The sequence below is a fragment of the Cupriavidus sp. GW823-FHT06D04 genome, from assembly GCF_058795055.1.
In genome coordinates, this window is the sequence record NZ_JBXAHL010000005.1 from 82,914 (window position 1) to 98,365 (window position 15,452).

The 15,452-nt window shown below is 63.1% G+C and carries 13 protein-coding genes; 8 read left to right on the top strand and 5 right to left on the bottom strand.

Annotated features, from left to right (window positions below):
• Positions 1-445: 445 nt before the first annotated feature.
• The 4 genes from AC1Q7H_RS09855 to AC1Q7H_RS09870 all read right to left on the bottom strand — a co-directional run bounded on the left by AC1Q7H_RS09855 (position 446) and on the right by AC1Q7H_RS09870 (position 6,743).
• Entirely contained in the window at positions 446-1,180 is a 735-nt protein-coding gene (locus AC1Q7H_RS09855) for an MgtC/SapB family protein (RefSeq protein ID WP_013959814.1), read from the bottom strand.
• 12 nt (positions 1,181-1,192) lie between these two features.
• Positions 1,193-2,506: a TolC family outer membrane protein gene (locus tag AC1Q7H_RS09860; protein ID WP_492381197.1), complete on the bottom strand. Its 1,314-nt coding sequence runs from the start codon at positions 2,504-2,506 to the stop codon at positions 1,193-1,195.
• An 80-nt stretch (positions 2,507-2,586) separates the two neighbouring features.
• Entirely contained in the window at positions 2,587-5,640 is a 3,054-nt protein-coding gene (locus AC1Q7H_RS09865) for an efflux RND transporter permease subunit (protein ID WP_492381198.1), read from the bottom strand.
• Complete coding sequence (locus AC1Q7H_RS09870) at positions 5,637-6,743, bottom strand: efflux RND transporter periplasmic adaptor subunit (protein ID WP_492381199.1); 1,107 nt, start codon at positions 6,741-6,743, stop codon at positions 5,637-5,639. The genes AC1Q7H_RS09865 and AC1Q7H_RS09870 overlap by 4 nt, the downstream gene beginning before the upstream one ends.
• Positions 6,744-7,114: 371 nt before the next feature.
• Between AC1Q7H_RS09870 and AC1Q7H_RS09875 the strand changes: the two genes are divergently transcribed.
• Positions 7,115-7,828: a TetR/AcrR family transcriptional regulator gene (locus AC1Q7H_RS09875; RefSeq protein ID WP_153955827.1), complete on the top strand. Its 714-nt coding sequence runs from the start codon at positions 7,115-7,117 to the stop codon at positions 7,826-7,828.
• A gap of 9 nt (positions 7,829-7,837) precedes the next feature.
• On the opposite strand, the gene AC1Q7H_RS09880 is transcribed toward AC1Q7H_RS09875, so the two are convergent.
• A complete protein-coding gene (locus AC1Q7H_RS09880; RefSeq protein ID WP_492379184.1) occupies positions 7,838-8,485 on the bottom strand; it encodes a TetR/AcrR family transcriptional regulator in 648 nt (215 codons plus the stop codon).
• A 334-nt stretch (positions 8,486-8,819) separates the two neighbouring features.
• On the opposite strand from AC1Q7H_RS09880, the gene AC1Q7H_RS09885 reads away from it, so the two are divergent.
• The 7 genes from AC1Q7H_RS09885 (at position 8,820) to AC1Q7H_RS09915 (ending at position 15,388) form a co-directional block, all read left to right on the top strand.
• Positions 8,820-9,467 (top strand): paraquat-inducible protein A, encoded by a 648-nt coding sequence (locus AC1Q7H_RS09885; protein ID WP_492381299.1) that lies wholly within the window; start codon positions 8,820-8,822, stop codon positions 9,465-9,467.
• Entirely contained in the window at positions 9,464-10,138 is a 675-nt protein-coding gene (locus AC1Q7H_RS09890) for a paraquat-inducible protein A (RefSeq protein ID WP_035817725.1), read from the top strand. Before AC1Q7H_RS09885 ends, AC1Q7H_RS09890 begins: the two co-directional genes overlap by 4 nt.
• Positions 10,122-11,753 carry a PqiB family protein gene (locus AC1Q7H_RS09895; protein WP_153955825.1) on the top strand — a complete coding sequence of 544 codons (1,632 nt, stop codon included), beginning with the start codon at positions 10,122-10,124 and terminating at the stop codon, positions 11,751-11,753. The genes AC1Q7H_RS09890 and AC1Q7H_RS09895 overlap by 17 nt, the downstream gene beginning before the upstream one ends.
• Positions 11,750-12,355: a PqiC family protein gene (locus AC1Q7H_RS09900; RefSeq protein ID WP_492381200.1), complete on the top strand. Its 606-nt coding sequence runs from the start codon at positions 11,750-11,752 to the stop codon at positions 12,353-12,355. Before AC1Q7H_RS09895 ends, AC1Q7H_RS09900 begins: the two co-directional genes overlap by 4 nt.
• A 143-nt stretch (positions 12,356-12,498) precedes the next feature.
• Positions 12,499-13,317: a GntR family transcriptional regulator gene (locus AC1Q7H_RS09905; RefSeq protein ID WP_492381201.1), complete on the top strand. Its 819-nt coding sequence runs from the start codon at positions 12,499-12,501 to the stop codon at positions 13,315-13,317.
• 275 nt (positions 13,318-13,592) lie between these two features.
• Positions 13,593-14,141, top strand: coding sequence for a 2,4'-dihydroxyacetophenone dioxygenase family protein (locus tag AC1Q7H_RS09910; protein WP_013959825.1), 549 nt, complete (start codon positions 13,593-13,595; stop codon positions 14,139-14,141).
• 146 nt (positions 14,142-14,287) lie between these two features.
• Positions 14,288-15,388 carry an SMP-30/gluconolactonase/LRE family protein gene (locus AC1Q7H_RS09915; RefSeq protein WP_492379182.1) on the top strand — a complete coding sequence of 367 codons (1,101 nt, stop codon included), beginning with the start codon at positions 14,288-14,290 and terminating at the stop codon, positions 15,386-15,388.
• The last annotated feature ends 64 nt before the right edge of the window (positions 15,389-15,452 follow it).

A 15,452-nucleotide genomic window follows, 5' to 3' on the forward strand; every position in this document is an offset into this window, starting at 1 on the left:
GCCTCCCTACGGCAAACGTGGCATCGGTGGGGGAGTCGGAGCAACGCTAGGTAACCTAACGTACGGCACGACGGCGTAAGGAAAGGTCGCCGATCCATTAGCCGGCATAGTCGCGGGTGTTGAAATCGGCTGTGCCCCGGAGCTTTCCTGCTTTGAAAGTGGCGCGGTTTCCAACTCAGTGCCATTCCAGCCTTCGCTAATGCCGCGCTGGTCTGGAATCTGGGCTCGACTGCTTGTCTGCGGAGCGGAAAACGCTGCCGCTGACACCATTCCAAACAGCGTGATCGCAACGGTGGACTTCACTAATTGGATCCTATGGCCTGAAACCATGTGCGCTCTTGTTTGTTGTGTCAATAGCGCCAGGCTCCTCAGTAATTTCATTTAGGTCACCATGCATTGTCAGCAAAACAGCGTTGGTTGATAAAGAAGTGCTCGCGTACCCGAATCAACTGCGCACCGGCAGGATGCTGAACCGGGAGACACCCTGTGTTGCGGCCATCTCGGCCGCCAATGCTGCCGGCGATGTTGCGCGCGCCTTGTCCGGTGCGACCAGGCTGACTCTCCACACCGCCTGGTTGTCGGCAAACGTGATGGTCAGGCTGTCGTGCAATACGCGATAGCCGCGGGACTTTGCCCTGTCGATCAGCAGATCGAGGTCAGGCGCTTCTCCGGGTTGGAAAGTCAGAGACACATCAAGCGTCATGCGCCCCGGAAGCCTGGCCTCCAGCCGGTGCAACAGGGACATCGAGCCCACGCAGAGCACGGCAAGCAGCAACGCGGCGGCATAGAAGCCAACGCCGAGCAAGACCCCTATGGCCGAGGCAGCCCAGATCGATGCCGCGGTCGTGAGGCCGCGGATGCTCATGCCGTCCTTCATGATGACCCCCGCGCAAAGGAAGCCGCAGCCGGTGACGACTCCCTGGACGATATGGGTCGGGTCTGCCTGGGCGTGCGCTGAAACACCCCCGTACCACAGCCCCGGGTAGCCGACGAACACAGTCAAGGCCGTCGACGCCATGCAGACGAGACCATAAGTGCGCATGCCGGCGGCGCGGCCGTTGTATGAGCGCTCGTAGCCAACCAGCATGCCGAGCAGCAACGCGCCCACCATGTTCAGCCCGATGAACGCGTTAGCGGCGAGAAAGGCGCCGCTCCAGTAGTGCTGCAGATCTCCTGGCATAGGATTTCTCGATCAGGCTGCGAGCCAGACATTCAGCGAGCGCAAGGTTTCCTCGCTCAGTTCCCCCGCCGCGGCGGCAAGCCGCAGACGGCCAAGGAGGTAGTCCAGGCGTGCCTGGACCAGGTCGAGTTCAGCGGTGAACACGCGCTGCTGCGCGTCGAGCACGTCGGGTTCCGTACGGGTACCGAGGTCCCGGCCAAGCGTCGTTGCCGCGAGCGCGCTACGCGCCGAAGTCAACGACTGCTCGAGTGCGGCGACGCGCGACACGCCCGTTTTGACCGAGAGGAATCCGTCCTGCACCTTCAGGCGCACGTCGCGCCGGGCGGCGGCAACCTCCTGCTCCGCCTGGCTCTTCCTCGCAACGGATTCCCGCTCGCGCGAATCCAGTCCGCCGCCCGCGTACAGCGGAATGGTGAGCTGCAAGCCGACCGTCGCGGTCCGGGTGTTGCTGGCTGCAACCCAGGGAGCCAGGTTGCCGGTTTGCCCTTGTGCGCCATAACGCGCCACGAGCGCGACGGTCGGGCGACTGCTGACGCGGTACTTATCGATCTCCGCGCCGGCAATGTCGCGCTCCGACTGTCTGGTCTTGACGAGGTAGCTTTGTTCTTCACCCTTTGCCTGCCACGCCGTGAGATTGTCCGGTTCCGGCGGCCGCGGCGTGAAACCGGGCGCCGGCCCGCTGAGCTGATCGGGCGGCATGCCGACGGTTTCCTGGAATCCCGTGCGTCGCTGTTCGAGCGCAGATTGCGCCGTGACTTCGCGACTCTCGACCCCATCCAGGCGCGCCTGGGCTTCATGGAGATCGGTGATCTTGCCCTGGCCGATGTCAAAGCGTGCCTTCGCGCGGTCGCGTTGCTGTCGCAACGCCGCCTTCTCGGCCTGCACCACGCGAAGCGTCTCCTCGCTCAACACCACGCCGAAGTATGCCTCGGCCACCCGCAAGGCCAGGTCCTGGCGAGACTGGTCGAACTGCGTCTGCGCCAGGTTCGATTGCTCGCGGAACTGCTTCCTCGTGGCTACGGCGGTCCTGTCGTACAGCGGCTGAACCAGCACCACGCCGGCCTGGCGCGCAGTTCCCGAGCTATCGCTGGATACCAACGGCGCAACGTCGGCCGGCGGGTTGCCGGACGAACGATTATTGATCCGGTCCAGTGTCGCCTGGAGGCTTACGCGGGGACGCAGCAAGGCGTCGCCCTGCACTGCCCTCTCCCGCCCCGCCGTGAGCGCATCGTTCGCAGCGAGGCTCGTCGGATCATGCGCCAATGCCTGCTGATAGGCCCCCACGAGATCGATAGCGCCCGACTCTCCAGCGTTCAGGAAAAGCATGCAGCCCAACGCCACTTGCCCGGCCCGCATGGCCATACTCAATCTTTTCATCGAAAACACTCTCATCGTCACATTTGCGATCAGACGGTCGCAGGACGCTTGGCCCGGTACCAGGTCGCATACAGGGCGGGAAGGAAGACGAGGGTCAGTACCGTGGCAACGGCGAGCCCTCCCATGATTGCCCATGCCATGGGACCCCAGAACACGGAATGGGTAAGCGGCACCATCGCCAGGATTGCCGCCAGGGCAGTCAGCACGATCGGACGCAGCCGTCGCACCGCGGCCTCGACGATGGCCGTCCACAAGGGGACACCTGCGGCCACGTCCTGGTCGATCTGCACGACCAGGATCACCGAGTTGCGGATGATCATTCCGGCGAGGGCGATCACGCCCAACATGGCGACAAAACCAAATGGAATCCGGAACGCGGCCATGATGACGCTGACACCGATCAGCCCGAGCGGCGCGGTCAGCAGGACCATCGCCATCTTTCTCATATCCTGCAGTTGAATCATCAGCAGCAGGAGCACCGCGATGATCGTCACAGGCATCACCGCGAAAACAGAATGCTGGGCCTTCGCACTCGATTCGTAAGCGCCACCGATCTCGATGCCATAGCCGAGCGGAAGCTCTTTCTCCAGTGCGTCGAGCTTCGGCTGCAGTGCACGCGTGACGTCGGGTGCCTGCGCCCCGGCGATATCGGCACGAACCGTCAGCGTCGGCACGCGATTACGCCGCCACAGCTCGCTGTCCTCGCTGTCAAGCGTGAGTCGGGCCACCTGAGAGACAGGCACGAACTTGCCGTCACGCACGTAGATCTTTGCATCCTTCAGGTTGTTCAGGTCCGTGCGTTCCACCGCGACCAGGCGCGAGACCACGTCGATACCCTGGTCTTCCTCGCGGTACTGGGTGATTGGCGTGCCCGACAGCGAAGCCTCAAGTGCCTCCTTGATCTGGCCTGAGCTGACACCCAGTGCACGCGCCTTGTCCTGGTCGACGTCGACCTGCAAGCGCTTGACGCGTTCGCCCCAGTCCTGGTTGACCTCGCGCACGTGCGGCTCTTCGCGCATGATTGCGGCCAGTTTCTGCCCGATTGCGCGAACTTTGGCGTTGTCCTGCCCGAACACGCGGAACTGCACCGGGTAACCGACCGGCGGACCGTTTTCCAGTCGATTGACGCGGCCACGCACATTGGGGAATCTCTCGTCGAACAGCTTCTCGAGCTTCTCCTTCACCCGCTCCCGTGCTTCCCCGCCCTTCGTCATCACCAGCATCTCGCCCAGGTTCAGATTGGGCGTCTGCACGTCGAGGGGCAGGTAGAATCGCGGCGCACCGTTGCCAACAAAGCTGGTCACCGCCGCAATGTCCGGATCGCCCTTGAGCAGGCCTTCCAGCTTCTGGACCTCGCGTTGACTCGCCTCGAACGTGGAAGCCTTCGGCATCCACAGGTCCACGATGAGTTCGGGCCGGTCAGACGCGGGAAAGAACTGTTGGGGTATTGCCTTGAACAGCAGCAGCGAGCCGATAAACGCGGCGAGCGTGATGCCGAGCACCCACACGCGCTGCTTCAGGCAGAAGTCGATAAAGCGGCGGAACCTGACATAGAAGCCGCGCTGGTAGACCGCGTCCTCGTCATGCGACGCGTGCGCATGCGCCTTCAGGAGCTTGAAGCCGATGTATGGCGTAAAGAGGACGGCCACGATCCAGGACAACACCAGCGAAATACCGACCACCTGGAACAGGGAGTACACATATTCGCCCGTTCCCGACTTCGCAAAGCCGACCGGAAGAAAACCCGCCGCCGTGATCAGCGTGCCGGTAAGCATCGGGAAAGCGGTGGCTGTGTAGGCATATGTGGCGGCGCGGAACTTGTCCCAGCCCTGCTCCAGCTTCAGCGCCATCATTTCGACGGCAATGATGGCGTCGTCCACCAACAGTCCGAGCGCAATGATCAGCGCGCCCAGCGAGATGCGTTGCAACTCAATGCCCATCACGTACATCGCCAGGAAGGTCATGGCCAGCACGAGCGGGATGCTGAGCGCGACGACCAGTCCGGTGCGCAAGCCCAACGAGAGGAAGCTGACGACGAGCACAATGATCACAGCCTCGGCCAGACTCTTCTTGAACTCGAATACGGAATGCTCGACGATACGCGGCTGGTCGCTGACCGCGTGGATCTGCACGCCCACCGGCAGGTTGGACTCGATGTGCCTGATCGTTTCATCCAGCCTTGCGCCAAGCCGAATCACGTCGCCGCCCTTGCGCATGCTCACCGCCAGTCCGATCGCCTCATTGCCGTTGAAGCGCATCCTCGAGGTGGCGGGCTCCACAAAGCCCCGGCGGACGTCGGCGATATCGCCAAGACGGAAGGTACGCTGACCGGCACGGATGCCGATGGCGCGAATTTTTTCGACCGAGTCAAACTCGCCACTGACCGCCAACCGTACTTGCTCCGCGGTGGTCTGCACCGTCCCGCCCGATGTCACGGCATTGGTTTGTGCGAGGGTCGACGCGATCAGTGCCGGGTCGATACCCAGCGAGGCGAGCTTGGCGGTGGAGACTTCGACATAGATCTTCTGTTCCTGCTTGCCTACCAGGTCGACCTTGTTGACATCGCTGATACGAAGGAACTCATTACGCGCGGCGTCCGCAATCCGTCTCAGGTCGTCATAGTCGAAGCCATCGCCCGTGATGGCATAGAGGTTACCGAACGTGTCTCCGAACTCGTCATTAAAAAACGGACCCTGCGTGCCCTGTGGCAAGGTATGCCGGATGTCGCCCATCTTCTTGCGGACCTGGTACCACACATCCGGCACGGCACCCGGCGGTACATCCTCGCGCAGGTTGACCTTGACCTGCGTTTCGCCCGGTTTCACATAGGTGGACGTATAGTCGATCTCCGCAACCTCTTGCAGCTTGCGCTCGATCTTGTCGGTGACCTGGTCGGCCATCTGCTGCGCGGAGCTTCCCGGCCAGTACGCCTGCACAACCATGGTCTTGATCGTGAACTCGGGGTCTTCCTTCTGACCCAGGCTGCCATATGCGAGCGCGCCGGCCACTGACAACAGCAACAGCAGGAACGCGACCATCTGCTGGTGCTTCAGTGCCCATTCGGACAGGTTGATACCTTTCACTTCGCACCTCCCGCCCTGGCGACAGTCACCGCCTCGGCCACCTTCACCTGCTGGCCAGCCTGCAGCATGTGCACGCCGGCACTGACCACGGTCTCTCCGCCCGCCAGTCCCCCAACCACGATCACGCTGTCGTTCTGCGCTGCGCCCAGCTTGACTTCACGTGCGATCACCCGCGACGTCTTCGGGTCGACCACCCATACCTGGCGGCCACGCTCATGATCGACGATGGCGGTCAGCGGCACGCGGACTACGCCGCTGCCGTCCACGTCGGGTGCGATCACCGACGCTGTCATGCCTAACCGCAGCTCCGGATCCGCCTCCTGAATGGAAATGCGTGCCGAGTACGTTCTGGTGACGCCGTCCGCGTTCGGCGCGAGCTCGCGGAGCTTGCCTGTCCAGGACTTGTCCGGCTGCGCCCACACCGTAATCGTCAGTGTCGGCGCCTTGCGTAGTTCGTCGACGCGCGACTCCGGAATGCTGATCGAGACCTCGCGTTCGCCGTCTGCCGCGACGGTGGCGACCGTCTGCCCCGCTGAAACCACCTGGCCGGCTTCCGCATTGATTGCGCTGACCACGCCATCGCGGTCTGCTACGAGCGTGGTAAATCCGCGCATGTTGGCATTGAGCTGTTGGCGCGCCTGTGCCGAGCGCAGTTGTGCTTCCGCCTGGTTAAGCGCCAGCCGCTGCTGGTCCAGCTCGGCTTGCGAGGCAAAGTTCTGGGCGAGCAGTTGCTCGGTACGCTTGACGTCCACCCGCGCCTGGGCTACCCGGCCTCTTGCCGCATCAGCCTCCGCACCCGCTGCGGCTACCTGCAACGTTTCCTGCGTGGTGTCGAGCTGGAACAGCGGCTGGCCGCGCTTGACATGGCTGCCGACTTCCACCATGCGCGCGACGATCTTGCCGGCGGTGCGGAATCCCAACTGACTTTCGTAACGCGCACGAATCTCACCTGAATAGGTCGCACCGACCGACCCGGCGGTGCGTCCGGCGACCACTGTCCGCACCGGCCTCACGTCCTTGCGTTCGGGTTCCGGACCCGGGGTACACGCGGCCAGATGTGCCGCGATGATGGCAAGAGCTGCCGCTCGAAGGTTCCTGTTCAATTTCTGCGCTCCACTAAGGTCCGTCGCTCGCCTGCGAGTCATCAGCGATCCACGTCACCGAGCCGGTCTGACCGGACTCGTGCTGGCGTCATTGACGGCAAGCCTGTTCGGGCTCTTCGCCCTTCCTGAGGATTCGAAGTCTACGTCATACTGACTTATTTGTCATGATGACGTACAATTTATTTTATTGTGTGAGGACGGGTCGACTTTGCGGTCCCGGACCGCATGAGACGAAGAACGCGCGCGCCCGAAGGCTGTGGTGCGCAACGACAACGGCATACGCAAAGTGATGCGACGGGTATAGGCCGAAGACGCAGGAAGACCGGCGCGCGGCGTTGTCGACGCATTAACCATGAGGAGGAAACAGATCAATGACCCCGATGCAGACGCAATTCGCAGCTGAAACAGGACCGTGGAAGACTGGCGACCACCGTCAGCGCGTTGCGGCAACACGGCGGCAGCGTATGCGCTCGCTGTTGCTGAACAGTGCGATGCGCCTGATGCTGGAGAACAGCGCCTCGACGCCGTCCATCGACGACATCATTTCGGCAGCACGGGTTTCACGCGGAACGTTCTACAAGTACTTTCCGTCGTCTGATGCGATCGTGCGGGAGCTTGTCGGGAAGATGGCTGAACAGTGGGTGCGGGCGGCCGACCCCATTGTGCGCGACCATGACGACCCGGCCGAGCACATCGCCAGGGGAATACGGCTGGCGTCGATCCTGACGGTACACCAGCCCGGTGTGGCTGGCATCCTTGGCCGGCTCGGATGGGCGGGCTACCACGCGCCGAATATGCTGGAGTTTGTCCGCAGGGACATAGAGGAAGGCGTTCGTCGCAATCGTTTCAAGCGCATGCCGATCGCCCTGGGCTTCAATATCGTTGCCGGCGCCGCAATGAGCGCAATGCAGAGCATGCTTGATACCGAATGCCGCGAAGACTTTTCGGAGCTCGCCGCTGCGGTGGCATTGCGCGCCCTGGGCGTGGAGGAATCAGCGGCCGATGCGATATCCAGGTCGCCGCTGCAGGCGAGCGAAGCGCTGTTCGATGGCTTGCTCGCGGAAACGATCAGCGATGTGCCGTAGCGCTGGCTGCTAGTTGGAGGGCTCGGCCTTGGCGGCGAGCTTCTCCTGGGCTTTTTCGAGCAATGATTCCGGCGGAGCCACCAGCTTTGGCAAAGGCGCGGAGGTCAACCGTACCGCACTCGCTGCGGACACGCCAAGCGACCGCAATACCGCCCGCACAATCCGTTCGGGATAATCCCTGGCGGTTCTTCCCTTGGCCATGCGGTGAACGGCGATCAGCCCGGCGCCGGCCACCATGTCCAATGCCACGTCGGCCGAAGCCTCGTCAAACGTGCCCGTCTTCAGGCCTTCCTTGATATCCGAGGGCAGGTATTCGTAGACGGCAGCACCCTTGGCGCCGACCAGAAGCAGGCCCGTACCGGAAAGAAATTGCGCCACGACAGGATAGGAGCGCGCAAGGTGCAGGTATAAGCGCATACCCGTTGCAACACGCAACGCTGGGTCTTCGATATCGCCGACCACGCTCTCGATCATTTGCACCATGTCGTGACTGAGCGCGTCGCCGACAGCCGCCAGCAGATCCTCGTTAGTACGGAAGTAGTTGTAGAAGGAACCTTGCGAGACGCCAGCTGATGCAATGACTTCCGGGATCACGCTGGCTCCGACACCCCTTTGCGCAAAAACAATCATCGCGCTTTCAATGAGACGCTGGCGCATCCGTGCACGCCGTTCTGCGGCAACGCGAGGGCGGTGGTCTTTGGGATCAGGAACGGCAGGCATCTTCAGTTAGAGGACCTTATGTGACGAGGCGATTATATCAATACGCCGCTTCAACGCCGCCAACATGGAGTACGCCATGCTGGCAGCAGCGGCGCCCGTGCTCTTCTTATAACACACACAATGTCATGATGACACGTAAGTCATTATGTGGAAGAATACGGAACTCATGAAGGATTCCGGTGCGCGCACGCGCTGCTTGCCTCACGCAACGAGGCCGATCATTTTCCCCAGGACACCTGTGCATCAGAACCACGCCTCGCCGCCGGTTGCCATGCTGGATCCGCACAGGCTGTTGGCGTGCGAGCATTGCGACGCGCTCCATACGCGCGCGGCGCTGAAGCGCGACGAACGTGCCACGTGCCTGCGCTGCGGCGGCGCGCTCTATCGCGACAGTTCGCGAGCCTATCGCCGCTTGCTGCCGCTCGTGGTGACTGCCTTGATCCTGCTTTTTATTTCCAACGCGTACCCCATTGTCGCCATGGACCTCAAGGGTTCGCGCATGGAGACCACGCTATGGAGCGCGGTACAGGCACTCTACGCGGACAACATGGCGCCGGTGGCGATGCTCGTGTTCGCCACGACCATCCTGTTTCCGCTGGCCGAGTTGCTGATGATGTGCTATTTGCTCGTGCCGATGGCGCGGCAGCGCACGCCACCCGGGTTCGAGCGCATCTTGCGCGGCATTTGCCGCATGCGGCCCTGGGGCATGATCGAAGTGTTCATGATCGGCGTGCTGGTTACGCTGGTGAAGCTGTCGACCATAGCGCAGGTGGTGCCTGGCGTCGCGCTCTGGTCGTTCGCTGCCCTGGTGGTCGTACTCGCCGTCATCCTGTCGTTCGACCCGCGTGAACTCTGGCACCACCTCGATGCGCACGATGCAGATGACGTACCGGCCCGCTCGCGGGATGCCGCGCCGTGACCGCGCTTCACTCACCCCACCCCACCGCGACCTCGCGCGGACTGCTGTCGTGCCACACCTGCGACCGGCTCAGTCCGATGACGCTCGAGGCCGAACCGTGTCCGCGCTGCGGCACCGTACTGCATCATCGCAAGCCGGCCAGCCTGGCGCGCGCCTGGGCCTTCCTGCTGGCCGCCTACCTGCTGTATATCCCGGCCAATCTGCTGCCGATCATGGTGACGCAGTCAATTTTCGGCACGCAGCGCGACACCATCCTGTCCGGCGTGATCTATCTGTGGTTGTCCGGCTCATACATGCTGGCAATCGTGGTGCTGATCGCCAGCATCGTCGTCCCGTTGCTGAAGATGATGATCCTGACCTTGCTGCTGCTATCGGCGCGCCGCGGATCGACCTGGCGCATTCGCGAGCAGACCAGGCTCTACACCCTGGTCGAAGTCATCGGCCGGTGGTCCATGCTCGATATCTTCGTGGTGGCACTGCTGGCATCGCTGGTGCGTGCCGGGGCGCTGGCCACGATTACGGCCGGTGCCGGAGCTCTGGCTTTTGCCTCGGTTGTCGTACTGACCATGCTCGCGTCACTGAGCTTTGATCCCCGTCTGCTGTGGGATGCGCTCGAGACCTCGCCCTCCCCCATCGAATTTCTGCACGCCAATAATGCCCGAACACGTTAACCATCCTCCTCCCAACGACATACCGCAGCCAGGACGCCAGCCCCGCGCGCGCTGGCTACCGTCCCTTGTCTGGGTAATCCCGATCGTTGCCGCGGTGGTCGGGCTCTCGCTGCTGGTCAGCACGCTTGCGTCGCGCGGGCCCGAGATCACTGTCACCTTCCGCACTGCCGAAGGCCTGACGCCAGGCAAGACTGCCGTGCGCTACAAGGATGTCGATATCGGACTGGTCAAGACAGCACGGCTGGCAGCGGACCGTTCGCATGTGATCGCGACGATTGCGCTGACCAAGGACGCCAAGAACTTCGCCGTCGCCGACACACGGTTCTGGGTGGTACGGCCCCGCTTTGCCATCAGTGGCGTGTCTGGACTGGAAACACTGCTATCGGGCGCATATATCGGCGTGGATGCCGGCAAGTCGGGCGAGACCACGCACAGCTTCACCGGGCTCGAAAATCCGCCGGTCATCACCACCGACGCCTCCGGCAGGCAGTTCGTGCTGCGTGCGCAGGACCTGGGCTCGCTCGACATCGGCTCACCGGTCTACTATCGTCGCGTGCGGGTCGGCCATGTGGTGGCGTACCAGCTCGAACCGAACGGCCGCGACATCACGCTGCGGGTCTTCGTCGACAAGCCCTATGACAAGCTCGTTTCCGCCGATACGCGCTTCTGGCACGCCAGCGGTGTCGACCTAAAACTGGACGCGAACGGGCTGAAGTTGTCCACGCAGTCGCTGGCCAGCGTGATGCTTGGCGGCGTAGCCTTCCAGGCCCCGGACCACTCGACCGCGCATGCCGCGGCCGCCGAGAACACCGAGTACCTGCTGGCAGCGGACCAGTCCGAAGCCATGAAGGAACCGGACGAGCTCGCCCCCGCACTGGCAGTGCTGAACTTCGATCAGTCCGTGCGCGGGCTGTCGCCCGGTGCGCCGGTCGATTTCCGCGGCGTGACCGTCGGGCAGGTGCGCTCGATCGGTATCGAATACCAGCGTGACAAGAAGGCCTTCCGCATGCCCGTGGTGGTGGAGCTCTATCCGTCTCGCATGGGTCTGCGCGAGAACGACGTGGCTGACGACACGCGCAAGCGCGCGATCGTGCATAGCCTGGTACAGCGCGGCATGCGTGCGCAGTTGCGCACCGGCAACCTGCTCACCGGCCAGATGTATGTGGCACTCGACTTCTTTCCGAAAGTGTCCGCGCCGGTTGATCTGGACCTGAACGCGTCCGTGCCTGAGCTTCCCACCACACCGGGCACCTTCGACGAGTTGCAGGCCAAGCTTGGCGACATCGTCACCAAGATCGGCAAGGTGCCGTTCGACCAGATCGGGCAGGACGCGCGCACGGCGCTGGTGTCGATGAACAAGATGCTCGTCAACGCGGACAAGCTCGTGGCCCAGGTCAATGGCGATGTGGCACCACAGGTGGTCGCCGCACTGCAGGATATGCGCCGCACGCTCGCCACGGCCAATGGCGCGCTGGCGCCCGACGCCTCGCTGCAACAGGATACGCGCCGGATGATGCAGGAACTCACGCAAACGGCCGTCTCGCTGCGCATGCTCACCGATTATCTCGAGCGGCATCCCGAAGCGCTCCTGCAAGGCAAGAGGGAAGAGAAATGATGAAACATCTGACGATGCTTGTTGCGCTGGCCGCCGCCACGACCCTGATGAACGGCTGCGCGTCGCCCGAGGCGCGCTACTACACGCTGGCGGCCAGTCGCTCCGACGCCGCGCCGCCCGCGACCGCGCGAGCCAGCCGTAGCGGCGACCCGTTATGGATCGAAGTCACGCCGGTGCGCGTGCCGGAGCGCCTGAACCGCATTCAGCTGGTGGTGCGTGACGGCAACGGCGGTGGCCTCAAGCTGTCCGACACCTCGCGCTGGACCTCACCATTCCCCAACGAACTGCGCGATGCGCTGTCGCAGCAACTGCAGGCGAGCCTCGATGCGGTGGATGTCTACCAGCGCGGCCTGTCGGCGACGCAGCGGGCATTTCGCGTGACGACCGATGTGGTAGCCCTCGACGCCGACGTGGGCAAGCGGGCAGCGGCGACCATCGCCTGGACCGTGCGGCGGCTGCCGGACGGCAAGGTCCTGAGCGGCCGCACCGAAACGGAGGTGCCCGCGCCCGGGCCGGTAGAGGGCGTGGTGAAGGCGTACCGGGAGATCCTCGCGGCAACCGCGGCCGATATAGCGGTTGGCGTGCAAGCGCTTAACCGCTAGACGTGAAACGCTCCGCGCCCGCTGCCACCGCGCCACATCTCGACGCTACCGGCTCCAGCCGGCCGACGGTAGACGCCTGCCAGGTGATAGGCCGCCCGTTCTTCTGGTGCATACTCCAATGTTCTGAGTATCAGGCAACTGGAATGACGGACGAACGAACTACGGGGATTGAGCGGGCGGAGCTGTCGGCTGAACGGGGCGTTGCGCAATATCAGCGGCTGGCTTCGTTGCTGAGGTACCGGATCGCAAAGGGCGAATATCCGCTCGGCATGCTGCTGCCGCCGATCACGCAGCTCGCGGCTGACCTCGGCGTGGCCGTCGTCAGCGTCCGGCAGGCGTATGAGCTGCTTTCCAAAGAAGGGCTGATTCGTAGCCAGCGGGGTGTCGGCACCCACGTGGCTGCCCTGCCCGCCGCCACGGGCGACATCGAACTGGCGATCAACGATCCGTTCGCCGCACCTGCGGCGCTCGCCTTTGAGGTACTCGAAGTCCGGCGCCGCACCGGCGTGCCGCAGGAACTGCTCGGACCGGGCGACCAGTCGGACGGCGAATACGTCTGTGTCCGCAAGCTGCACACCTATTCCGGCGAGCCGTTCTGCTACGCAGAGATCTATGTGTTGGCCCCGGTCTTCGACGCCTTGCCCAAGGACACCGCCAGAAAGAAAAAGCTTCTCGCCGCGGTGCTCGATGAACTGGGCTCGCGCAGCAAACGTGTACGACAACGCATGACCGTGATGCCGGCGGATTTTCCTCTGTGCGGCATGCTGAAGATCCCGTTCGCCTCACCCGTCGCCAAGATGTCGCGGCGTCTTCTGGATGGCAAAGGCAGCGTGCTGTACGCAGGCGTCACTTGGTATCGGGGTGACCGCTACGTCTCCGAAATCGAGATCCCGGCGTCCGCATTGAAGGCGGTGCCCGCCATCACCGAACCCCAGCGGCGAGCGGCTAGCGAGCACAAATGAAGCGATAGGCCCTTGGTCAGGTCCCTAGGGTAAACAAGGGGCAGAAAAAACCTTTCTCAGCCTCTAAACTACTAACATTAGAACTTTAGGAGTATCCAGTGACATGCGGCCGGGCAGAGGTTATCCAGGCTTCACCGTCGCGCTGGACGCTTCTATTCCTCGGCGCATTGCCGCCACAGCTCTGAATTTCCCGGCGGACCGGCGTGACTCTTCCGTCTCATCAAAGGGCGGCTTCCTTCCACTGTTTCACATCCTCTGACAAACGGAGACAACTCATGAATGCAAGAATTCTCGAGCAGCCCACCACGTCCACCGGCGCCAAGCTGCCGCTGCCCGCCCTGCCGCAAGACAAGCTGCTGACCGTCAACATCGAGCAGATCCCGCTGATCAAGGACGTCTTTCCGGGCATCCACATCAAGCCGCTGCGCCTGGACCCGGAGCGCGGCGAGTGGGTCTTCATGGCCATCGTGGAACCCGGTTGTTCCCTGCCGATCCACTACCACACCGGGACGGCGCAGGTGTGGACGATTCAGGGCTGCTGGAAGTATCGCGAGTACCCCGACCAGCCGCAGACGGCCGGCTCCTACCTATACGAACCCGGCGGCTCGGTGCACACCTTCTATACCCCCGAGGACAACACCGAGGACACGATCACAATCGCCTGGATCGAAGGCGCGCAAGTGAGCTTCAACGAGGACGGCACCTTCCACTCGCTCAATGACGCGCTCTCGATCCAGTACGCGCTCCACACGCTCGCGGCGGCGCGCGGCATCGGACCGATGCCCTACGTCCGCGGCAACGGCTCCGACGTTACTGAGGAATAAAAAGGCGACTTTCCACCATGGCAGGCCGCTCGTCGGCCTGCGCGGTGCCGTTCCTCTGCTCCTTTGGAGACCAGCGTGTACGACACCGATCAGATCAATTTGTGACGATCCATCAATCCGCGCGATTGAGCGAGTGCAACATGAGAATGATCAAAGCCCACAGGATGCCGATACTGCCAATGCTGATTTGGCTTGTGTTGCTGGCGACACCGCTGGCCGCAAGAGCCTGGGAGCGCGGCAAGGTTGAGACATTCGCCACCTTGCCCGCGGGTGAGGCGCATCCCGAGGGGATCACCGTGGACCGCGAGGGCAACGTCTACGTCGTCACGGTGGCGGTGGAAAAACCCAGGACGAGCGAGGGCGCGCTGCTAGTGTTCGACCCGCAGGGCAAGCACCTGCGCACTGTCACCATCAAGGGCTCGAGCCGATTGTTGCTTGACCTCGGCTTCCATCCCCGGACGGGCCAGTTGCTCGTCGTCGACTACCTGGGCGCGAAGGTCCTGAGCGTCGATCCCAGGACGGGTGCCTCGACCGTATTCATGACGGTCAGCGGCAAGAACCCCGGCCTCGACGGGATGACGTTCGACCCCGCCGGAAACGTCTACGTGACCGACGCCCACCAGGGCATCATCTGGAAAGTCGGACCCGCCGGCGGCGAAGCGTCGGCATGGGTCACCAGCGCGCTGCTGAAGCCCACGCGGATACCACCGACCATCGGCGCCAATGGCTTGTCGTTCAACAACAAGAAGACGGCCTTGTTCGTCGCCAATACGGCGAACGACACCGTCGTCAAGATACCGGTGACCGGGTCGACGCTCGAGCCCGGCACGCCTGAAGTCTTCGTCAACCGGATCGGCGGCGGACCCGACGGCCTGATCATCGACGAGCACGACAACCTCTGGATCGCGTGCAACCAGTCTAACGAGATTCTTGTGCTCGAGCCGACGCAGGGGCAGGTGATTGCCAAGCTCGGCGACTTCGGCGGCATCGATCGCAAGGGGGCGCCCATCGGCTTCCTCTGGTCGAACAGCCTCGTCTTCCATGGCGGCGACGTTCTTGTCACCAACCTCTCGCTCGATGTCGAGACGTCCCTTGCGCAACTCAGCGACGAGCTCGGCCTGGCGCATCTCAAGGACAAGAATCTGCGCACCATCGATGGGCCATGGGCGCAGCGGGTGAAGCTCCACACCGTCTCGAAAATCAAGAAGCGGATACCAGGGCTGGCCAGGCCGGAGGTCGACCGATGATCGATGTGTTGTTGCAAGCGCGATGTGGCGGCCAACCGGCAGGCAACGGTGGCCTCCCGGCCAG